Consider the following 22,414-nt stretch of genomic DNA (forward strand, 5'->3'; position numbering starts at 1 on the left):
AAGGGGGAATGACGTCCATTATCATTGTACCGAAGCGGCATGCCCCCTTTGGCGGCCTTTCTTGGTTCTTCTCTGGCCGCGCAAAGAAGAACTTCCACTTTGCCAAGTGGTTCTTGGTAAACATAAGAATACCGCTGCGCTGCAGCGAAACAACAACCCTTTAGAAGAACCGTATAAACAAAGCCAAGACACCGCCATGCGGCATATCAGGACAAACTGAAAGGCCGCCCGGCAAACGCCGGGCGGCCTTTTTACAAATGCTTGTTACATGCCCAAGATCATCAGTTTCAGCCGCAGAAGGTCCAAGACGTTGATACGGCCGTTCTGGTCCATATCCGCGCTCAGAGCCTGTATCGGGGTGAACTCCGTTTTGCCCAGGATCTGATTTTTCAGCAGGAGCAGATCGATGACACCCAGATTCTCACTGACGCCGAGATCTCCGAGGACCGACAGCGCATATTCCTTGACGGCTTTTCCGCCGTAAAGGATCTGCGCCTTCATGCCGCTGCGGACATCGGAAACGGCATCCACTGCATTGCCCGCTTCATCCACGATGCGAATGGCGGCGGTTTCGTCGTCACAGAAGAGTCCGGCGAGAGTATCTTCGATCGTGGTTCCAAAGCTGATGCCGGAGATGATGCGCTGTTCCTCATCGACGGTGTAGCGTTCGGAGGTGATCGAAAGCTCCGGCGCTTCGGCCGGTGTGCCGTAGATCTGGAATTCGTAGATCGAGGAACCCCACTTGGTCGCGGCCTTGATGCTCTGCATCCGCAGGTAGCGGCCTTTGGCCGAGATGGTCCAGGTGTGGTTCAGTCCATCGTAGCTCCGGCCGAGCACGTCGACATTCGTGAAATGCTCGTTGTCATCCGAAACCTGCAGGACATATTCGCTGGCATATGCGGTTTCCCAATGGATGACCGCGCTGTTGATGTCGTAGACTGCGCCGAGATCGACGGTCAGCCAGGCATCGTCGACATCGCCTTCCTGCCAGTGGCTGCACCAACGGGAGGACATATTGCCGTCCACGGCCCATTCGGGCAGCAGATCAAGGTAGGAGCTGGCATAAACCGGTCTGTTCAGCGCAAGGTTAATCTTTTCAGGACTGACCTTCAGGGTATATGGAATCACACTGGTGACCGGGTTGCCGCCGAATTCCGCCGCATCCATGACAACCAGCAGATTGTAGGTGCCGCGTGTGCCGGCTGCGGGCGTGCCGGAGATGGTCATGCCGGTGGTGTCGCTGGTAAGCGTAAGGCCTGCCGGGAGCGGATCGCTCATCGGCGAAAGCGCGAAGCTGTATTCGCTGCTGTAGCCGCCGGATGCGGTGAAGCGCTGGTTAAAGTTCTTCTGCTCCTCCGCGCCCAGCACGCTGTAGGCTGCGGGTTGCGGGGTGAGCTGTCCGGCGATGTAGAGCTGATAAGCCTTGGAGCAGGTGCTGCCCGCTTCATCCTCAGCCTTGACGACGATGCGGTAGACGCCTGAAACCGTCAGCGTCGGGGTGCCGGAGAGCGTGCCGTCTTCGCTGAGTGTCAGGCCGGCAGGCAGGACGTCGCTGTCCGCGTCGAGCGAATAGCTGACACGGCCCGCAGCGCCGCGGGCTGTGAACTTCGGCGCTTCATAGGTGGTGCCGACCTTGCCCTGCGGCAGGCTGCCGGTGGTGATCATGAAGGCGGTTTCATCCGGGCTGCCGACCTTGAGGGTCAGCGTTTTGACGTCGCTGTCGCCGATTCCATCGGTCAGGGTGACGCGAATGTCGTAGATGCCCTCGGCGGATTTCGGCACGGAGCCTTCGATAAACTTGCCGCCGCTCAGGACGCCGCTTCGAATGGCCGTTCCATCGAAGACAAAGCCTTCCGGCAGGGCGTCCACGGTCCAGCTGTACGGCTGCACACCGCCCGCGGCGGCCAGGGACTGGCTGTAGAAGCTGCCGATGGATGCATCCGTAAGCGATTCTGTTGTGATTGTCACGGCGTTTGCAATCGCGTCGAGCGTGAAATCGGCGCTGCCGGTCTTGGCGCCGTCCTTTGAGACGACGGAAACGGTGATCGGGAAGCTGCCGGAACCGATGTCGGTGCATGTTCCGCTGAGTGTGCCGTCTTCCGAAAGGGTGAGGCCCGCAGGCAGTTTGCTGGAGGTGGTGAACACGGCGTCCACTGTATTGCAGCCCGCGTCGACTGCGGTGAGCTTCTGTTCATAGGGCTGGTTGAGCTTGACAATCGCCAGCTTCTGCGGCTGGATGCTCAGCTCGCCCTTGACGGTCAGCGTCAGCTGCTTTGCGGCCGACGCGCCGGTATTGTCGATGACTTCAAATTTCAGGCTGTAGCTGCCCTCGGTGCCGGATGCCGGCTTGCCCGAAAGGGTTCCGTTCGGCAGCAGGGTGATGCCTTCCGGCAGCTGCGACGGCGAATCGCCGGCCAGCCTGAAGGAATACGAGGTGCCCTTGCCGCCCGATGCGATCAGCGGATTGCGTTTGCTCTCGGCGTAGTCATAGCCGATCCGCGCTTCGGGCAGGGTGGTGGACAGGATTGAAAGGTTATCGGCGAATCTGTGCTTTCCAGGCATGGAGGAGAGCACGCTCTGATTCAGCGTATGAAGGAAGTCGTAGGCGCTGCGCTGCATCTGCGCACGGGTCAAATCGCCGTTTGCAAGGCTTTCGCGGTACTGGTCGCTGATGCGGTGGCGTCCGTGGTAGCCCGGCATGTTCATGTCGTTGCCGGCGGCCAGTGCCTGGCCCTCGTGCGCGATGACGTCGAAATCGCCCCAGTCGGTCACGACGAAGCCGTCAAAGCCCCATTCGCCGCGCAGGATGTCGGTCAGAAGCTCCGAGCTGGATGCGCAGTACTGTCCGTTGACCTTGTTGAAGGCGGACATCACGTTCATGACCTTGCCGGTCTTGACCGCCATTTCAAACGGCTTCAGCGTGATTTCGCGCAGTGCGCGCTCGGAGGAGATCACGTTGATCGCATCCCGGCTGGTGCCGTTCTTTTCAGTCGTATCATTGATGACGCCGCGCCGATAGTACTCCTGGTCATTGCCGGCAAAGTGCTTCAGGCAGACCGTCACGCCGCTCTCTGCGACGCCTTCGGCCACGACCGAAGCGGTGATGCCCGACAGAATCGGGTCCTCGGAGTAGTATTCGTTGTTGCGTCCGTTGAGCGGGTTGCGGTGCAGGTTGATGCTCGGCGCAAGCCAGATATCGACGTTGATGTCGACCATCGCCTTGCCCATCTCAACCGCATATTCCCGGATCAGGTCCTTGTTCCAGATGCAGGCGACGCTGGCGGCCCTCGGCCATCCGATGTTCTTGTCGCGCACGCCGGAGATGGCGTTGTAGCCGATACCTGCGGAGCCGTCCGCATAGGTCAGGGACGGAATCGAGAAGCGCTGGATGTTGCGCGAGAGCCCCGCGCCGGAGATGCCGCCGTTCTTGGTGCCGTAGTTGTTCGGGATCGCGGTGTCGTCCGTGTAGCAGGAGGTGCCGTCGGTACGGCCCGCGCTGCCTGCCAGCAGCGTGATCAGCTCGTCGTCGGTCATCTGGGAGACGAAGTCCTCCAGCGAGATGTCGCCGGACTGAACCTCGGAGAATTTATGAACCGGTTCGTCAGCCGGGAGCTGCCGGAAGCTGCGTTCGGTGACGGCCGGCGCTGCCAGGCTGACCTCGACGTTCTGAGCCGTCACGATGAACGCGTTTTCGGAAGCGTTCTTCATCTCTTCGGCTTCGCCGGCATAGGTGATCGGGGCGGCGTCCTTGTTGCTGAGCGCTTCCTTTTCGAACAGCGCCTTCGCGTCGTCGGACAGGGTGAGCCGGTTGGTCAGCTGTTCGACCAGAATGGTGTCTTCAATCTCGAACGCGCCCGCGATGTGGGTGTCGCGCGACGAGGAACCGACACGCAGATAGTAGGTGCCCGGCTCCAGAATGTATGCCGCGCGCTCCTCATCGTAGGAGGCCAGGTCCTTGAGCGGGATGTCGATGCTCATGCGCTGGCTTTCGCCGGCGGAGAGCACATCGGATTTCTGGTAGTCCACAAGCTTCTGGTAAGGCTGTTCGAGCTTGCCGTTCGGGATGCTCGCATAGACCTCCATGACCTCTTTGCCCGGCACGACGGAGGCGTCCTGGGTCACGTTCTCGAGCGTCGCGCTGACCGTGATGCTTTTGTCCTGCGCGTTCAGCGCAACGGACAGGTCGTTGAAGTTGAAATCGGAATAGGACAGGCCGCTTCCGAACGGGTACAGGACATCCTTGCCGAAGGTGTCGAAGTAGCGGTAGCCCTCATAGATGTTTTCAAGATAGGTAGACACCGGGTCGTCGTCGCCGAACGCGGCATTGTTTTTGCTGCCGGTAAGGCCCATGTCCGCATAGGTCACATAGCCGAAGGTGTCGGCGGTCGGATGCTCCTCATAGGTTTCGGTGATGGTGTCGGCCAGCTTACCGCTCGGGTTCTGCAGGCCGAATACAAGATCCGCCATCGCGTAGCCGTTCTGCGAACCGCTTGCGTAGGAGATCAGCACCGAGTCAATGCCGTATTCCCGCACCCAGGACATGTCGATCGGGCCGTTGACGCTGAGGATGGCGACCACCTTGTCAAATTTATCGGTGACCTGCTGGAGCAGCACCTTTTCGGACGGGTCGAGATACCAGTCGCCCGGCTGCTTGATGCGGTCCATCTCCTCCGCGCCGGTTGTGCGGGTGATGTAGACGATGGCGACGTCGCTTTCCTGGGCGGCTCTCGCGACAATGCCGTCGTCGAGGATTTTTCCGCCGTCCAGCTTGACGTCCGGGGTGTTGACGCCGGCGGACTGCGACCAGCTTGTGCCGGAGTAGACCGGGCTGCCCCATTCGCCGGGGTAATCCGTGCCCGTATTCCAGCCGTGGTCGATGTCGGTTTTGGAATGCACGCGTTCCTGATAGTAGTCTAAAAGCTCCTGGCAGGGACGGATGTCCAGTTCGGTCAGGCCGTCGATAAAGGTGGAGGTGTACGAGCCGTTGACCGCGCCGGAACCGCCGCCGCCCGTGGTCGGGGCAAGCTGTCCGCGGCCGAATACCGCGACCCTGGTATCGGTGGAAAGCGGCAGGACGCCGTCGTTCTGCGCGAGCACGATGCTTTCGGTCTCCATCTGCCTTGCGAGCGCCTGTTCCTTCGAGACGACCTCGCCCGGAATCTCAGGCAGGCTCGCGTCCTTGCCGACGACGATGTAGTCGATGTTGGCCGCCTCGCTCGGCACGATTTTGATCTCCGCGCCGGCTGGGATGTCGATGCGGCCCGCCGCAAAGGTGGCCTTGTTCATCGTCCATGCGCCGGTGCTGGTGAAAGGAAGCTGGCGGGCCTTGCGGGAACCGTTGAGGTAGATGTCGAAGGTGCCGCTGTTGTAGGACGAATAGCGGATGGAAATCGACAGCTTGTCCTCGCCGCTGGTGTTCTGCAGGACCAGGCCCTTGCGTTCGCCGGAATCAAAGTGGTCGTAGTAAGCGCCGCCGCTGGCGTTCGGGTCGTCGGTAGCGGGCTTCTGGTCGAGCTTCTCCCCATACCGGTTGACGAGATAGCCGGACTCCGCTTCGATCTGGAAGAAGTCTCCTTCAAAGGCGATCGGCGGCAGATCGGTCTCATCGCCGAGCACAATGTAGTCGATGTTGGCGGGATCGCTCGGCACAATTCTGATGTCCGCGCCGGCCGGAATATCGATACAGCCGGAGACCGTGGTGCCCTTGTCCATGTACCAGCCCTTGGTGTTGGTGAAGCCGAGCTTGTAAGCCTGCTTGGCCCCGTTCAGATAGATGTCAAAGGTACCATTGTAGCCGCTGGTGGCATACTTGATGGCAATGGAGGTCTTTTTTGTGTCGGTGACATTTTCCAGGACAAGCCCTCTGCGCTGTCCGACGTCAAAATTTCCGTAATAAGCGCCGCCGCTGGCATTTTTATCGTCTGTAGAAGGCTTCCGATCCAGACGGTTGCCGTCCCGGTCAACCATGTAGCCGGTTTCCGCTTCAATCTTGACGGAGCCGTCTATGGCGCTGGCGGAGAGGCCAGCCGGAATGGTGGTGACCAGCATGGCAACGGCGCAAATCGTACTCACAAGTTTTTTCCATTTGTTCATAGTGTGATCCTTTCTCTTTTAAAACAGTATTCTCTTTTCTGAATCGCTTTGTTCTCCTTTCCGGCAGCCATTCTGGTTTTATAGGCGATATGCTGTGTACAACAGAACAGCTTGCCAAATTGTCAATACAATGAAAAGATAAATTGTCTATTTTATAATACCATTTCGGAATTACAGAATCAATATGTCTGAAACGAGAAAAATGGAATCGTTTTTTGTGCACAGTTGCCAGAAGCTGTTGTGGAGTTTCATGCGGCATCATATCGGGTTCTGTGTATATAACCGGTATCAGCCCGGAAATGGCGGGCGGATGGCTGATATTGACGTTAGAAGACAAAGAACCAATGGGATATGTTTTAAATCAGGCTGAGAGGTGTTTTGTAAAAATCTCTCATGATGTCTTAAAAAGAATGGTTCACATGGTGATGTCTCCTGTAAATATTCTGAAGATTGTGGACGGACCGGCGGTCTACTGCATATCCGATCAAACGTACACGGAAGCTGCCGTAAACAGAAACAACCGGAGCGTTGTCTGGCGCCCCGGTTGTTTCTGTTTCATAATTATATCTGGAATGTCTGCGGTCCGTCGGCAAAGCTGAAGGTCTCAATCTCTTCAGCATCGATGTAGAAAATCCGGAACGCCGGGTTCTGCGCGCTGCCATAAATGCTTTTGATACCGGGATTCTCATCCAGCGCGCGGGCTTTGAGTTCCATATCGTCCACAAAGACCGCCTTCCCGTTTACGGACAGCACCGGAGAGAAGTCCGGCGCATAGGTACAGAACGAACAGCAGGGATTGTCCTGCAGCTGCCGGTAAACGGCTTTCTCACTGCTCGTGCAGAAATACACCTTGTTTCCGTCGCCAAACAGATATTGAAAGACGCGGGTTTTGGCCTTTGTGTTTTCCACTGTGGCCAGAACGCCGTTGGGATATTTTGCGAGGATCGACTGATAATCCAACATATTCATTTCTCCTTTCGGGACAGCGTGCGCTGTTTTATGGATGGCATCTTCTATCCTCATCATAGAGCATCACAGTCCATTTGTAAAGCGTGTCTGCTGAAACAGATGTCCTGACAGGACAATTGTTTTTAAAAAGACGGCGCCGCTCCGTCTTATGTTTCGAAAAGCGGCGTTTATTGTTTAACCGCAGCCGGTTTTCAGGCGGAGATCTGCGGCTTTCCCGAAACGACCTCCCATGCAGATTTGATAAGGATTGATGACAATACAATAGCTGACATTCTTTCAGAATTGAGGAAGAATGTCAACACAATAGCCGCCGTCCTTTCTGTACGGAGAAAGGATGGCGGCCAAGCGGAAGCCTCGCTAATGTTCCCGGACCTTTTGCGGCCGCGTCTCATCGGCGAAAAACATGTTGGGATACACCTTTTCCATAAAGTCGTCGGAATACTGCCGGTCTAAAAAAGAACTGACGGGATTGGTGGCCGGAACACCGTGATGGCGCTGGGTCATGCGTCCGACAGCCAGCGCGGAAACGGTTATATTCACCACCATGAAGACAACCAGAACCCAGGTTGCAGGAACGCCGACGCGTGCCGGGATGCGTTCGATCAGGCGGGACAGCCGCGGATAGCACCATTTGATCCACCAGACGCCGAGGACGCCCCACAGGATGGAAACCGACAGGTGGGTACGGCCGTTGATGTTGAACGGCACCTCGCTGTATTCCCACGAGACCGTTCCGAACACATATTCCTGTACAACGCTGCACAGATATTCGAACGCGCCGCCTACAACGGCGCTTGCAAGGAAGATCCAGTACCAGCGTTTATCCATAAAACGGTGAAGCACCAAGGTCAGAGCGACCGCTCCAAAGCCGTAAACCGGGTTGAACGGGCCCCATACCAGGGCGGTGCGGTTTTCAATTTGATAGGTTTTGAGAAACTGCCAGAAAATTTCGATGTATACGCCCAGAATACAGCCGATCAGAAAGATCCAGAACAGCTTGTAAAAGCTGAGTCCGGATGCAAACGGCCGATGCGGGCAGGATGTCTTTTCAGATTTTAAATGCAAGAGTTCTATTTCCTTTCTCTTCTTGTAAGAATGTCAAAAGCAAGGGAAAAGCGGCTGTGTGATGCCTGCTTTTATCTTTCAGCCGGGAACATCCAGTCCAGCGCGCGCTGGATATAGGTGTCCCAGAATTCCCAGTTGTGCATGCCGGGGCCTTCTTCATAGGTATAGGGGATGCCCAGATCGTTGAGGCATGAAAGCATCCGCTGGTTCATGGGATAACACAGCCGGTCCAATGTTCCGCAGGCAAAATAGGCTCGGGGAAGCTTCTGAGCGGATTGTTTGGCCTGTCCGGCGATGGTCGTCAGATCATCCGGACCGCCGCGCGCCGCTTCTGGATCACCGAAGACGCTTTCAAACATCCTTTGTTCCGCGCCGCTTGCGATATAATCCGCGATGCCGCCGATATCCAGTGCGCCGGACAGGGATGCGAACGCCGCATATAAATCCGGGCGTTTGAAGGCGGCCTTGCAGGCGCCGTATCCGCCCATGGACAGCCCGGCGATACAGGTGTCCTCCCGTTTCTGGGAGAGCGGGAACACCGAGCCGACGAATGCCGGAAGCTCCTCGGTCAGATAGGTGAAGTAATCGGGGCCGCAGCGCATATTGGTATAGTAGCTGTTCTGCACCGACGGAAACACCACGGCGACCTGTTTGGCCGCGGCATACCGTTCAATGTTGCTTTTGCGCACCCAGATGGTTTCATCCTCGTACATGCCGTGCAGCAGATAGAGCGTTTTGAGCGCGGGCTGTTTGGGATAAAGCGTTCCCCAGTCAAGGCTGACCGCATCCGAATGGTTGCCATATGGGAGCAGTACCTGGACATTGGTGCAGAAGCCGAGCGACGCGGCATAGAAGTTGCAGGTTATCAATGCCATCGAATCCCTTCCTTCTCTGTATAGAATGATGCCGGAATAAAAATTTCCCATTTCACATATGTACTATACTATCCGCAAACAGGAGGGAGTTCAACTTAATTTTGTAAACTTGGCGTGAAGGCCGATGCGGATACCCGTTTGCCAGGCCGAGCGCCTGCATAGAAAGATGCGGCATCCCAAGAGGAATCTTCCTTATTATAATAAAGTGCCTGCCATACGCCGCAGCCCGCAGACAGTATGCGGGAGCTTTGAGGTATTGACAGAAAAGAGAAGGCCACAGCAGCAGCTGTGGCCTTCTCCCATCTTTTATAAAATCCTATGAATCGGGTAACCGTAGTACGCAACGTATGATGCCGTTTGAAGATGGTCTTCGTGGGAGGTATCCACTGCGTTTAGAAGCCGATGTTTTCCCTGGAAATCATGCGCGGGCCGTACGCTGTTACGAGAACTTCTCCTCGACATTCTGCTTGGTCACGCCGGTGTTCTCCTCAACCGTGATCTGGGACGCCCATTCGGCAATCTGTTCCTCAAAGCGTTCGCGGGCCATCCTGGTCTGCAGGTCGTCCCTGCAGGAGTCAAAGGCGACCGTATCGCCGTTCAGGTCCAGACGTTCATAGGCGATGTTGAACAGGTTGCCGCTGTCGTCATAGGTATACAGCTTGCCGTATTCCTTGTCGAACAGCCCGTCCAGAAAAGCGGCAGGATAACCGCTCTGGCCGCGTGCCACCAGCGAAGCGTATGCATCCTGGGAACGGAACTTGACCGAGCCGGTTTCGCTGGTCTTTGAGGTGCTCGCTCCGGCCATGATCAGCTCGTCCTCCAAAAGAAGCTCGTCGATGATCGTATCGAAATCCGCGCCGCCTTTGAGCCTGCTCAGATATCCGTCAAAAGCCGCTTTATAGCCGGTGTCTTCCGTTTCCGGATTACCGGCGTCTTCCATCTCTGGATTACCGGCGTCCTCGCCGCTTTCCGCGCTGTCATAGGGGATCGCAATGAATTTGATCAGGGCGTAATGGCTTTGGTAGTATTCCCGCTGCTGATCGTCGGTGAGTTCTGCGACCAGTTCCGCCTTCATATCCGCGAAGATCTGGTCCCGTTTATAGTCATTCAGCGACGCAGCCCGGAAGGATTCCTCATCCACGCCCAGTGTCTCATAGTTGCGGGAATAGCCCGCCGCTTTCCAATACTGGCTGACGGTGGTTTCCACCAGCTCATCTCCGTCATCTCCGACCGAGAGACCGCGTTCATCAAATTTCTGTTCGATTGCCAGATGCTCTTTGCAGAGCTCGACCGCCTTGTCCTGTATCCAGGCGGAAGCATCCTTTTCCTCAAGCTGTGCCGTGAACAGCCCTTCCTTGCCGCCGTTCAGCTCGCAGGCCGCGTTGTAGGCCTGGACCAGATACCAATTGTAAAGGCCGCTGGAGATCGTCTGTCCGGATGCGGTCAGCGCCGTCGAGCCTGACCGGCAGGCGCCAAGCGGGAGAAGCGTCAGGATGCACAGCAGGACAGCCGCTGTTTGTTTAAGATGTTTCATCGGGTTCCTCCTTAGAAAATCTGGAAAGCAGAGTGGGGAGCGGCATCCGCCGTTCTTCAGAGCGTTTTGTCACAATCAACAAAATGCTTCGTTATCATCCTTTTCCTGATGACAATATTACCATATTTGTCGTGAAAACGCAAGCCGGATGGCGTAAACAGCATGGGAACAGCGCGAATAGCCGGCGGGTCTGTAAGGATAACAGAGGACGCTTTTCCGATTACAGGATTCACGCATGGTGTCCCGATCTTTCGGCTAGCCGTAAATTGCCGATAATTTACCAGATTACACATTTTTTCGCGGCGGTCGGCTGTTTTATTGAGGGCATTTAACGGACGTCTTTTGTAAATGCCCTGAAATTCATTGCGGTGCTGATGGATTCGGAGATATGACAGTCAGGGGCAAACAAATCGGATGGTCATTCATCTGATTCAAGAATCTTGAATCAGCGCAAAAAGGGGTTTTTTAGGGGATTACCAGCTTGAGAACGGGCGGCACTTTAAGTGCCGCCCGTTCTGCATAAAGATCGAAAAGAAGGGTATCGATCCGTTGACTGTGTGATTGCTGCCGTTCTATCCGCTTATCTGCAAACAGAATCGGAGCTTGGTGATCAGACTGCGGGGTTAACGGTCCGCTTTGCGTTTGGTTGCGAACAGGACCGCGCCGCCTGCGCTGACCAACAGGAACATGCCGAGTCCGGCTGCCGCGGAGCTGTTCAGCGGGGAACCGGTGCCCGGGTTCTTCTTACTGGAGGTGGAGCCTGATGCGTTGCCGGAGCTTGTGGAGGAGGTATCCTTATCCGGTCCGAAGCCGGCATACTTGAGGGTACGCTCGTCCTTGATCTGTCCGGACCAGTTCAGGCCGAACGCAAAGTCATAGACGTTACCGTTTTCATCCTTGTAGCAGTCCATATCCTGGCCGACGTCCTCATACTGCTTCTCAACGGTTTCCATGTCCTTCGGCTGCTGCATCGGCAGGAGACCGGAAGGCTCAGTTTTACCGGAGATGATGTCGAGCGCGGCCTGATCCTGGATGTCGTAGCCGACTAAGATCGCGTCGGACAGCGGCTCCACTTCGGAGAAGACCATCGGGTTGGTTGCTTTGACATAGGTGATGACCGGCTTGCCGCCCATCGCTTCCTTGGCATCCTGCAGCTTTTTGAGTTCATCAAGGTTTTCCTGAATTTCTACCGTTTTGCCCTTATAGGAGCGGTTTTCTTCCTTATCAAAGGAAAGCAGCGGGTAGGATGCAATGGATTTTTCACGGGCGGTGTCCGCCGTGTAGCTGCTGTACTGCAGCGTGACCGGGAAGTATCCGTTGCCGCCCTTTGCGAGGTCGGCGCTGTCATAGCCCTGTCCGCCCTGCGGCGCGTTCATCGCGACAATGGCAAAGTCCGCTTTGTCGGGATCTTCGGTTACATCGTAGTACTTGGAGACGAGCTTGTCTTCCATGCCGACGACATATGCGGTTTTCTTTTTGTCCTTGGACTGTTCGACGATCGCGCCGTCGGAATTCTTGATCATGACGACCGATTTGAGCTGTGCGTCATAGCCTTCGGTCATATAGTCGGAGTTGCCGACCTCCTTCTCCGATTCGTCCGGATCGAGGTATGGATTCTCAAAGAGCCCGGCGTTGAAGATGTTGGTCAGCAGTCTTCTTGCGGATTCCTGGAAACGGAAGTCCGCGTCTGTCTGTCCCATCTCTTCGACCATCATGTCGTAGGCGTCCATAACCGGAGCTTTATCGTTGTTTCCGCCGAACTGGTCGACGCCCGCCATCAGGATTTTGTAATGGCGCTCGGAAACGGTCAGGTTCTCGGTGCCCCAGCACTTGCCTTCAAAGAAGATGTCGCCCTGGGTTGCGTCCGCGGTGACCAGCCAGTCGGTGCAGACGACGCCGTCATAGTTGTATTCGCCGCGCAGCAGGTCGCCTATGATATATTTGCTGTAGCTGTTGCCGACGTTTTCGCCGTATTTGGTGTCCTGATTGTAGGAGATCGTGTAGTACGGCATCACCGCGGAGGCCATGCCGGTTCCGCCGTTCAGCTTAAACGCGCCTTCGGTGAAGGTTTTCAGATGTTCATCGAAGTTTTCTCCCGGATACACCGTGAACTTGCCGTAGCCGTAGTGTCCGTCGCGGCCGCCCTCTTCCGGTCCGCCGCTCGGCCAGTGCTTGATCATGGCGTTGACGCTCTTGCCGCCCCAGCCGGTATCTGAGCCTTCGGTTGTCTGGAAGCCGTCGACATAGGCCCTTGCCATGTCGGTCGCGAGCTTGGTGTTCTCTCCGAAGGTGCCGTTGAAGCGGTTCCATCTCGGCTCGGTTGCGAGGTCGATCTGCGGGGACAGCGCGGTCGCGATGCCCAGTGCGCGGTATTCCTTCGAAGCGATATCGCCGAACTTTTCGACAAGCTCCGGATCGAAGGTGGCCGCCATGCCGATCGAGGAAGGCCACAGGGAGATCTTGCCGCCCTGTCCCGCCACATATTCCACATCGTTCGCGCCGCTTGCGCCGTGGCGCGGGTCGGAGGAGTTGTTCGCCGGGATGCCGTAGCCCAGACCCTCAACAAAGGCTTGTACGTTGTTGCTCCACTTTGCCGCAACTTCCGGGCTTTCCACGCTGGTGATCAGCACATGGCGCAGGTTGTCGCGGTCTAAGAAGGTCTTCTGCATATCGGAAAGATCCCACGCGTTCGCGCCGCTGTCCGCATACGGAAGGCCGCCGGTATATACGCCTTCACCATTCTTTTCTCCGCCATAGGTGTCGCCGCCGTACATCGATCCGCCCGGGATCGTCTGATGCACGCTGTAGAGCATCAGTCCGGCGATCGTCTCAATGCCGGATCGGCCGTCCTTCACGAGCTGTGCGGCGAGGTCGGTTGCCCGGGTCTTGGTGTCCAGCCGCCAGTCCTCATAGACGTCCAGCTCGCCGTTCTGGTTCAGATCCTTGAACGCGTAACCGTCCTGTTCAAGGATCTGGACACCGGAATCGGGGGAGTAGCCGAGCGTTTTGCCGCCCTGGTTCTCCACAAGCATATAGCCTTTACCGGAGTCCTTGATGGTGTACTTCGGCGTATCGTCCGCAATCGCCGAAAGTCCCATGCTGGATGCGACGAAGGTCACGGCCAAAGCAAGCGCTAAGCCTTTTTTCGTATTCTGTTTCAAATGAAATACCTCCTTCTCTTTTGAGGATGCTTCTGTTTCATGGATGATCCCTGTAAACCCTCTTTTCTCCCTCACTTTAACACGAAGCTTCTGGGAATTCAAGCGTCATGGCGCAACTGGCAATTACATGGCGCGAATAGCGAAATGAAACAAAATCATTTCGTATAAAACGCGCTTTTTCATGAATTTTTGATAAGAAATGTTCTGCGGCCTGTAAAATAGCGGGATGATTCATCTTGACTTTATGTGCAATATCTCCTATACTTATAATAAAGTAAAAAATTTGAAGGAGGTTCCCGGATGCCGGTATTCAAAGTAGCGGTCTGCGGCGGCGAGAAGCTGACACTCGAGTCGATTGCCCAAAAAACACAGGCGCAGTTTCAGCAGCACGAGTGCGAAACGGTCATCGACCGGTATGATAATCCGCTCAGGCTGCGCGAGAAAATCTTCTCAGGCTACAGCTACGACGCGCTGTTTCTGGATATCGACATGCCGCGGCTGAACGGGCTGCAGCTTGCAAAGGACCTGCGCAGGCTCGACAAACAGGTGTTCCTGCTGCTTGTTTCCGGCAGGGAGGAATATGTCTTCGAATCCCTGCAGGCGAAGCCGTTCCGGTTCATCCGCAAGGCAAGCTTCGACGCCGATCTCAATGAGGCGGTCGAGCAGCTTGCCGGGGAGATGCTTGAGAGCCGGGAGGACAGCCACATCACCGTACAGAGCGGCACAGTCAGCCTGCGGCTGAACGCGAGCCGGATCATCTATGTCGAGTCGCTCGACAAATATCTGAACATGGTGGCACAGAGCAGGAATTTTTCCATCCGCTATAAACTCTCTGATATGGAAAAGCTGCTCATGCCCTATGGATTCATCCGTATTCACAAGAGCTATCTGGTGAACTACCGGTTTATCTTCAGCATCGAATCCCGAAATGTGGTGCTGGATTCCGGGCAGAAGCTGCCGCTGAGCAGGTATCGGGAAAGGGAGGTTCAGCAGAAATTCCAGGAGCTGACCGAATAGATCCGTCCCGTCTTGGCGGTTCCTGCCAATACATATGGTGCCGATGGCATAAAGCCGGGCTTGAGAATGGTGCGGTGCCCGGCTCATCCTGAGAGAGAAGAGCCGGAGCTGACCTCAAACGGTTGTGCGGCATGGCGATGGGATATGTGCTTTAAGATGGAGGACGGGTATTTTAAGGCTGGCATTCTGCTGAAAGACAAGTGACGTATATGATAAGATATTAAAAAACCTTGCAAACGACATCCATTGAACATGACAGGAGTGAGAGCAGACAACACAACAAGAATTGAGGGATGAAAGATGATTATGACCCTGCCAACAGAAGACGAGATGGCTTTTCATCAGAGGATGGAGCCGGAGGAATTCAAGCTGCAGAGCTGGCCGAAACGGATCTACCAGCTTACCGACCTGCCGGAAATCTATCTGCCGTATCTGCAGGACTGGCTTCAGAAAGGGATGCCGGTCAAACACCTGACCTACATCCCGCGGGAGGAAGCGCTCAGCGGTCAGCCGGAGTATGTGCTGTGCTGGCTTCAGGATGAGGTGATGCTGCTGAAGACCGATTTCATTGGCCGCAAGGTCAAGCAGGTAATTTTGTCGCCGGACAGGATTATCCGCGTCGACTATTCGGTATCGCTGCTCAACTGCCAGGTGACGCTGACCTACAAAGAGGGGGATGAGGTGCTGCAGGAGCAGTTCCAGTACAACAAGGTCAAGGAGGAGCACATTGTGCCGATCCTGAACATCCTGCTGAAAAACCAGCCGTTTTATGAGATGAACGTCTACACGAATGAAAACAGCACCTGCCAGTATCTGAGCGCATACAGCTATGCGATGTTCAATTCCAGCAAGCTGGCATACCGGCTGGATTCCAACATGGAGTGCTACTACTGGGACAAAAAGCAGATGAAATACATCCATCAGACCAGCGCGAAGCGCAAAGCAGTGCCGGAATACTTCATCGGTGCAATGGATAAGGGAATCGCCTTGATCTTTTCAGGCGTTTACGACGTCAAGACCATCTATCTGCTTTGGAAGAACATCCGGGATATTGAGATTGAACGGGAGAAATCCGCGCAGATTCGCATTGAAACCGTACAGGGGGATCATTACACCATCCCGGTGAACGCATCGCGCTATACGCTGGCCGAAGCGTTTGTACAGCGCATCCGGAACAAGCTGCAGAGACAGCAGCTTGTGTGAATATAAAAGAGGAAGTCCTCCTTCTGATAGCTTGAACAGCCCCAGTAAAAACGGTCATTGACGAAATCCCCCTGATGTGGAAAGGTCACTACATCAGGGGGATTGTTAAGGAAAAGAGGAGATACACGCATACAAAAATTGATGCGATGATGGCAATGGACAAAAAGCCGCAAAGAAATCGAGATTCTCTTTAATCTGGAAAATCACTGGTTGACAAGTTTCACTTGGCGGGAGGTGGTTGCTGTGCCGCTGCGGCACAGCGTCGATGCGGAAACCAGCGTCATCTCCGGCATCAGCTTTGGAACCACGGCGGAAGATACTTTGGACGGACTCCTTTGTGACAACGCAGCCGCCCCATCCGCGTGGTGGATGAAACGGGCGACGCGGCGGATGCCGCATCCCATGTTCGCAGCGGCATGAAGGCACAGATCCTCTACGGCGGGAACATCGTCAAGGAATACGCGCCGTCCGTCCTCGGCGATCTCGGCGTCAACGAGAATCCGGGCGTCGTCGATCTGCTTCTGATGAAAAATCAGATTCTGGGCAAAACGGGATTCACCCCGATGCAGGCTCTGAGCGCGGATATTACCAGAACGGCCGTATCAATGTCTTGGACCTCCTGCGGTTGAAGCTGACAATCCTGGGTATGCAGCATTTCAAGCTGAAACCGCCCGGCCAAACGGCCGGGCGGTTTGTTGTTGGAAAATCGTCCAGATTATCCGGATTTTTACGCAGACCCTCCGGCAAAATTTTCAAATTGTTCACGAAACATTATTATTACCGTGTCTATTTTTTGTAATCGTGTGCTATATTGTTAACAGAATATGTACTCAGGTTTTTGTGTGCACCGTTTCTTATATATTTATTTAACAGAAGGGAGGAACCGTTTTCCATTTTGCCAAACCATTCATACCATTAGAAAAAGGAGAAAAAAATGAGGAAGAATTTGAAACGCACCGTATCTATCCTGCTTTCGGCAGCTATGGCGTTTTCCCTTGCCACACCCGCTTTTGCGGAAAAAGAAATCGTTGCCGGCGGATATGAGATCGACATGGCGGACCTGCCGAAGATCCATCTCCCGGCGCATCCCGAATGGGAGGACCTTTACAACGCAACCTGGAACATCCACAAGAACAACATCCGGAAGATGCCCGCTTGCACCAATCCGGAGGCCCCCTACTATGTGGACGAGAACTTCACGTCCAAGATCTTCGTCTGGGACACCATGTTCATGATGATGTTCGACAAGTACGGCATCAACCAATTCCCAACCCTTCCGTCCATCGACAACTTCTACTACAACCAGGAGGACGGCGGACCGGGCGACGGCTACATCTGCCGCGAGATCATCGAGGACACCGGCGAGCACTACTGGTCCCATTACGACGACATCAACGGAACCAACCCGCCGCTGTTTGCCTGGGCGGAATGGGAGCAGTTCCTGGTGCACGGCGACAAGGAGCGCTTCAACAAGGACATCAACGGCAAGACCATCTATGAACGCCTTGTCTCCCACTACAACTTTATCGAACGGGAGAAGAAGCATCCAAACGGCCTGTACGGTAAAACGAACGGCTATGGAAACGGTTTGGACGACACCCCGAATCAGGACGGCGGATGGCTGATCATGGATTCCAATGTCGGCGGCAAGCAGACCTACAACGACCTGAGTATCCAGCAGGCGCAGGTCGCCCACTATCTGTCCCTGATCGCAAACGAGCTGGGCAAGACCGAGGACGCGGCTTTCTTTGAGAGCGAGCATCAGCGCATCTCCGGTCTCATCAACGAGCTTCTCTGGAATGAAGAGGATTCGTTCTACTACAACCTGGACGAGCAGGGCGTCAACCAGACCTGCATCGCGACGCCGACCGGTCTCTGGGCGCTGGCAGGACGGGTTGCGCCCCCTGAGCGCGCCGAGGCGATGGTCCGCAAAAACGCGCTGAACTCCGAACGGATGTTCCGTCCCAGCGGACTTTCGACCGTCACCTACGACTGGGGTTCCTTCACCCCGGCCGGCGGATACTGGAACGGCTCCGTTTGGGCGCCGACCGCCTACCAGTACATCAAGGGCCTGCACGAGTACGGCATGGACGACATCGCGTTTGAAGAGGCTGTCCGCCACGTCACCGCGGTGAACGACGTCTTTCAGAAGACCGGAACGCTGTGGGAGAACTACGCGCCGGACTATCCTTCCAACGGCAACACCAGCCGCCCGAACTTTGTCGGCTGGACCGGCGCGCTGTCCGTCGGCCTGCTCATCGAGAACATCGTGGGCGTCCGCATGAAGGCTTCGGAGGATGTCATCGACTGGAACATCCACCTCGACGAGGAGCACGGCGTCTCCGATCTGTGGATGGGCGGCGGCAGCGAGCGTGAACCGAATCGCGTATCCCTGCTGGCCAAGGACCGTCCAAGCGCAAAAGCCCCGGTAGAAATCACGGTAGAATGTGTCCGTCCCTTCACCCTGAACGTCACCAACGGAGACGTCAAGGAAACCCTCCGGGTGGAAGCCGGCACGCACAGCTATACCATCGGCGGCGAGGAAGGAAACGAACCGTATCTGGACTCCGCGGTACACATCTTCCGTTCCAATGACCTGTCCCTTGCAAAAGACACGGTCAGCGCAAACGCCGTGGACTTTGTCACCTTTACGAATCAGTATGACGAGACCATCACCGACGGCTTGCAGAACCGTACCGGAAACGGCACAATCTACAACGTGAACACCATCGGCCACCGCAACGCAAGGACCCAGGGCAGCCCGATCATGGAATCGCTCGGCTACACCGGCGCACAGGAGGTTGTCAAGACCGCCCACGACGGCCCGGAAGGCTTCACGATCATGGCCCCGGCGGACAACCGCATGCGCACCTTGAAGCTGATCGTCGGCGTGCGGGACACGGACGCCACCGTGAACACCGCCCTTTCCGACGCCTCCCAGCCGCGCTCGATCAAAAAGCTGAGCAGCGGCGGCGGTGAACAGATCTACACCGTCACCATCCCCTATCAGGCCGCATCGGACAACAGATATCTGCTGGCGAAGTTCACCGCCGACACCACCTCTGGCGAAATCAGCCTGAAGGGCATCATCCTGGAAGACGGCGGCGAGCAGATCATGAAGGCGCCGGAAAGCTTCACCGTCACGCCCGGCGACGGACAGGCTGTCGTAAACGCGCAGAATCCTGAAGGATACGATTACTCCTCCTACCGCGTATACGTTGGCGAAAGTAAATTCGACATGCAGTGTTATGAAACCGAAACGCTCCCGTTCACCATCCCGAATCTGGAGAACTTCAAATCGTACTACGTTTCCATTTCCGGCATGCAGAACGGCACAGAGAGCACGATGAGCGAACATCTGCAGGTGATTCCGGAGCCGGCAGGCTATGACGACAACGCCCGCGCACAGAAGGATCTCGAGCTAGCGCTGGACGACATCCTCAACGGCAACACCGGCTTCGACGCCATCACCGGCCCGATGAGCTTCAGCCTGACCGGCGAAGTCTACGGCAGCAGCATTACCGTCAGCGCTTCCACCGACAGCCAGAGCTACGGCATCATGAACGACGGCGGCGTTGTCCGCCCGGTCGCGCCGATGGGGAACAAGGCAGCCGTCTTGACCATCCGTTCCTCTTACGATACCGGCGAAGCGACTCTGGAACAGGATGCCGTGGTCACCGCCATCGATCCCGCGCAGGACGCCTATGTACAGGGCAGCGCTTACGGCGCGCCGTACTTCACGGTGGACCTGAGCGGCCTTGGCAGCAAGGACTGGATGCAGTTCCAATCCCCGTATGACTACGAATACGCCAGAAAGAACAGCGGCAGCAGCTTCTCGAACTTCCGCCGTTTCCACAGCGCTTCGGAAGAAATGTCGTGGGAGGCCCCGTTGTCTTACACCTGGTCCGACGCGGGCGACATCGCACCGGCCAGCTCGACCGCCATCATCGCCAAGGGCCTGAACAGCGGCTTCGACTTCCAGGTGCCGTACAGCGAGAACACGCAGGTCCTCAAGCTCATCGGCGGCGTGCAGAACGCAAGAGGCCAGCTGGACTTCATCGTAAACGGCAAGGTCGTCACTCCATGTCCCTGGAGGATCAGGGCGGCAGATCCTGGAGAACCTTTGATCTCAAGTATCAGCTTGCCAGCCCCGACGACGTGGCGACCGTCCGGTACATCACCACCGATTCGTACGGCGACGGCAGCCTGCTGCTGAGCGCGGTCATGCTCAGCGAAACCGATTATAACATCTTCCAGAATGTTTCCGCCATCAAGCCCACCCGCTTTGAAGCGGAGAACTTCACCCGCATGAGCTCCGCTCCCGCCCCTGAGGCGTGCGGCGAGGGCGGCTACAACATCGGCACCCTGAACGCAGGGGAGTGGCTGACCTATCAGGTCAACATTCCGGAAAGCGGCGTCTATGACCTCGTCCTGCGCTATGCGGCGGCAGGCGAAGTGGATGCCTCCATCGACGTCCTGGTCGATGACCAGAAGGCCGGCGCCGTGGAAAACATGACCCTGTTCACCGGCGGATGGCAGACCTGGGACAACAGTCCGGCCGTCAAGCTGAATCTTCCGGCGGGACGCCATACGCTGAAGCTGCAATACAATGCCGGCGGCAGCAACCTGAACTGGTTTGAGCTGCATCCGACCGGTCTCAGCGAAGTCGGCATTACAGAGGTCACCGATCCGGCCGGCCAGATTGCAGTTCTCGGCACACCGTTCGAGTCGCTGAATCTGCCGGAAACGGTCGGCGTGAAGCTCGAAACCGGCGACACGATCAGCGTACCGGTCACCTGGCAGCCGGGCAATTACAACGGCGACGTTCGCGGTGTGTACCGCCTGGACGGCATTCTGCAGCCCTCCAAGCCCATCGTCAATGAGCTTGAACTGACGGCATCCCTGCAGATGACCGTTTCGAAGCTTGTCCCAGTCGCCGCAGAGGGCGTTTCCAAGGTCAAAGCGGCCGAGTGGACCACCGCCAACGGCGCTTCCATCGAAAACTGTCTGGATGAGGACGGCGGACAAAACGTCTTCGGCCTGCAGGCGGGCAGCTGGATGACCTACCACATCGACGCCGCACAGGCCGGCTACTACGACTTCACAGCGCGTGTCGCCGGCGCGGACCAGGGAATTTCCTTTGACATCCTGCTGGATGGAGAAGCTGCCGGCAGCTTCCGCCAGGACAGCGCCACCGGCGGCGCGCAGAGCTGGGAAACCGCCGCGCCGGTCAGCGTCAAGGTCCCGGCGGGACTGCATGAGCTGAAAATCCTCGTCACAGACGGCGGCATGAACATCAACTGGTTCGGCTTTGAGATGACCCAGGCCATCCACAACATCGCCGCGGTGGAGCCGGTACAGCTGGGCTATGTGGGATACGGCACACCGTTCGATCAACTGCTGCTTCCGGAAAGTGCTTCGGTCCAGCTGGACAACGGCGATACCGCCGAGGTTCCGGTCATCTGGAACGAAGCGGAGTATGACAGCTTTGCATATGGCGGCCAGACCATCTCCGGACAGTTTGTCCTCGGCGATGCCTTCACCAATCCCAACGGACTGACCGTTTCGGCCAGTATGGAAGTCATCAGCGCGCACAACATCGATCCGCTGCAGTTCACAAGGATGGAGGCGGAAAACTGGTCTTACACCAGCGACTGGGTCCAGACCGAGGACTGCACCGACGAAGGCGGCGGCCTGAACACCAGCTGGACCAACGCAGGCGAGTGGATCACCTACCACATCAATGTCAGCGAAGCGGGCAACTATCTGCTGAACGCCCGTGTCGCTGCGCAAAACCCGGGCAACGCCATGGATATCTCTGTCGACGGCGTTCCGATGGGCACCATCACGCATGCGGACGGCACCGGCACCTGGCAGACCTGGGACACCACGGGCGCTATCGAAATCTACCTGCCCGCCGGTGTCCATGAGCTGCGGCTGGATATCACCGAAGGCGGCATGAACATCAACTGGCTGGGCTTTGAACGGGTGCTTCCGAATCTCAGCATCCAGTCCGACCGCTACCCGGTCGATGAGGAAAACAGCATCGTTTCGGGCATCTCCGCCGGCACAGCCGCTGCGGACATCCTTTCCTCCCTGCGCTGTGCAGAGGAAGGCGCCGTCCTGCAGATCGCGGATGCCGACGGAAATCAGCTGTCTGGCGATGCCGTGGTGAAAACCGGCATGAAGGTGCAGGTTCTCTTTGAAGGCAAGGTCGGCAAAGAGTACGGCTTGTCGGTCCTCGGCGACCTGGGCGTCTCTGAACAGCCGGGCGTTAAGGATCTGCTCATGATAAAGAGCCACATTCTTGGACGCGAATCCCTGTCCCAGTTGCAGACCGCAAGCGCGGATCTCAACGCGGACGGCCGCATCAACATCTTTGACCTGGTCGAACTGAAATTCATGATTTTAAGAGGATAACCGCATCATCTAAAAAGGACGCCGATTCGGCGTCCTTTTTTCTGTTCCGGCCTCACTTTCCGACTTCAAACCGGGTT

The 22,414-nt window shown here is 56.5% G+C and carries 12 protein-coding genes; 5 read left to right on the plus strand and 7 right to left on the minus strand.

The window, feature by feature from the left end:
• Window positions 1–264: 264 nt before the first annotated feature.
• The 6 genes from BN348_RS01260 to BN348_RS01285 all read right to left on the minus strand — a co-directional run bounded on the left by BN348_RS01260 (window position 265) and on the right by BN348_RS01285 (window position 13,697).
• Window positions 265–6,093, minus strand: a complete 5,829-nt coding sequence (locus BN348_RS01260; RefSeq protein ID WP_040195707.1) for a putative Ig domain-containing protein — start codon at window positions 6,091–6,093, stop codon at window positions 265–267.
• 561 nt (window positions 6,094–6,654) lie between these two features.
• Complete coding sequence (locus BN348_RS01265) at window positions 6,655–7,056, minus strand: pyridoxamine 5'-phosphate oxidase family protein (RefSeq protein ID WP_040195708.1); 402 nt, start codon at window positions 7,054–7,056, stop codon at window positions 6,655–6,657.
• 363 nt (window positions 7,057–7,419) lie between these two features.
• Entirely contained in the window at window positions 7,420–8,127 is a 708-nt protein-coding gene (locus BN348_RS01270) for a putative ABC transporter permease (RefSeq protein ID WP_040195709.1), read from the minus strand.
• A gap of 71 nt (window positions 8,128–8,198) precedes the next feature.
• Entirely contained in the window at window positions 8,199–9,002 is an 804-nt protein-coding gene (locus BN348_RS01275; protein ID WP_040195710.1) for an alpha/beta hydrolase, read from the minus strand.
• Between the two features lie 439 nt (window positions 9,003–9,441).
• Window positions 9,442–10,536, minus strand: coding sequence for a hypothetical protein (locus BN348_RS01280; RefSeq protein ID WP_040195711.1), 1,095 nt, complete (start codon window positions 10,534–10,536; stop codon window positions 9,442–9,444).
• A 623-nt stretch (window positions 10,537–11,159) separates the two neighbouring features.
• Complete coding sequence (locus BN348_RS01285; RefSeq protein WP_242844283.1) at window positions 11,160–13,697, minus strand: glycoside hydrolase family 3 protein; 2,538 nt, start codon at window positions 13,695–13,697, stop codon at window positions 11,160–11,162.
• A gap of 300 nt (window positions 13,698–13,997) precedes the next feature.
• Between BN348_RS01285 and BN348_RS01290 the strand changes: the two genes are divergently transcribed.
• Complete coding sequence (locus BN348_RS01290; RefSeq protein ID WP_040195713.1) at window positions 13,998–14,714, plus strand: LytR/AlgR family response regulator transcription factor; 717 nt, start codon at window positions 13,998–14,000, stop codon at window positions 14,712–14,714.
• A 306-nt stretch (window positions 14,715–15,020) separates the two neighbouring features.
• The gene (locus BN348_RS01300) at window positions 15,021–15,917 is read left to right on the plus strand and encodes a hypothetical protein (protein ID WP_156136366.1); all 897 of its coding nucleotides are present in this window, start codon (window positions 15,021–15,023) and stop codon (window positions 15,915–15,917) included.
• Between the two features lie 203 nt (window positions 15,918–16,120).
• Here the strand turns inward: BN348_RS01300 and BN348_RS13760 are convergent, their stop codons facing one another.
• The gene (locus BN348_RS13760) at window positions 16,121–16,261 is read right to left on the minus strand and encodes a hypothetical protein (protein WP_156136367.1); all 141 of its coding nucleotides are present in this window, start codon (window positions 16,259–16,261) and stop codon (window positions 16,121–16,123) included.
• 18 nt (window positions 16,262–16,279) lie between these two features.
• Here BN348_RS13760 and BN348_RS01305 point away from each other — a divergent pair, with 18 nt between their 5' ends.
• The 3 genes from BN348_RS01305 (at window position 16,280) to BN348_RS13445 (ending at window position 22,337) form a co-directional block, all read left to right on the plus strand.
• Entirely contained in the window at window positions 16,280–16,546 is a 267-nt protein-coding gene (locus BN348_RS01305; protein ID WP_156136368.1) for a hypothetical protein, read from the plus strand.
• A gap of 305 nt (window positions 16,547–16,851) precedes the next feature.
• A complete protein-coding gene (locus tag BN348_RS14170; RefSeq protein ID WP_040195717.1) occupies window positions 16,852–20,133 on the plus strand; it encodes an MGH1-like glycoside hydrolase domain-containing protein in 3,282 nt (1,093 codons plus the stop codon).
• Window positions 20,134–20,141: 8 nt separating this feature from the next.
• Complete coding sequence (locus tag BN348_RS13445) at window positions 20,142–22,337, plus strand: carbohydrate-binding protein (protein ID WP_278247733.1); 2,196 nt, start codon at window positions 20,142–20,144, stop codon at window positions 22,335–22,337.
• The last annotated feature ends 77 nt before the right edge of the window (window positions 22,338–22,414 follow it).

The organism is Candidatus Soleaferrea massiliensis AP7, assembly GCF_000820765.1.
Classification (GTDB): domain Bacteria; phylum Bacillota; class Clostridia; order Oscillospirales; family Ruminococcaceae; genus Soleaferrea; species Soleaferrea massiliensis.

Excerpts from the sequence above, each read along its gene's own strand:
- BN348_RS01290 (WP_040195713.1), top strand. The coding sequence starts at position 13,998 with ATGCCGGTATTCAAAGTAGCGGTCTGCGGCGGCGAGAAGCTGACACTC.
- BN348_RS14170 (WP_040195717.1), top strand. The coding sequence starts at position 16,852 with ATGAGGAAGAATTTGAAACGCACCGTATCTATCCTGCTTTCGGCAGCT.
- BN348_RS01265 (WP_040195708.1), bottom strand. The coding sequence starts at position 7,056 with ATGTTGGATTATCAGTCGATCCTCGCAAAATATCCCAACGGCGTTCTG.
- BN348_RS01275 (WP_040195710.1), bottom strand. The coding sequence starts at position 9,002 with ATGGCATTGATAACCTGCAACTTCTATGCCGCGTCGCTCGGCTTCTGC.
- BN348_RS01280 (WP_040195711.1), bottom strand. The coding sequence starts at position 10,536 with ATGAAACATCTTAAACAAACAGCGGCTGTCCTGCTGTGCATCCTGACG.
- BN348_RS01300 (WP_156136366.1), top strand. The coding sequence starts at position 15,021 with ATGACCCTGCCAACAGAAGACGAGATGGCTTTTCATCAGAGGATGGAG.
- BN348_RS13445 (WP_278247733.1), top strand. The coding sequence starts at position 20,142 with ATGCTCAGCGAAACCGATTATAACATCTTCCAGAATGTTTCCGCCATC.
- BN348_RS01260 (WP_040195707.1), bottom strand. The coding sequence starts at position 6,093 with ATGAACAAATGGAAAAAACTTGTGAGTACGATTTGCGCCGTTGCCATG.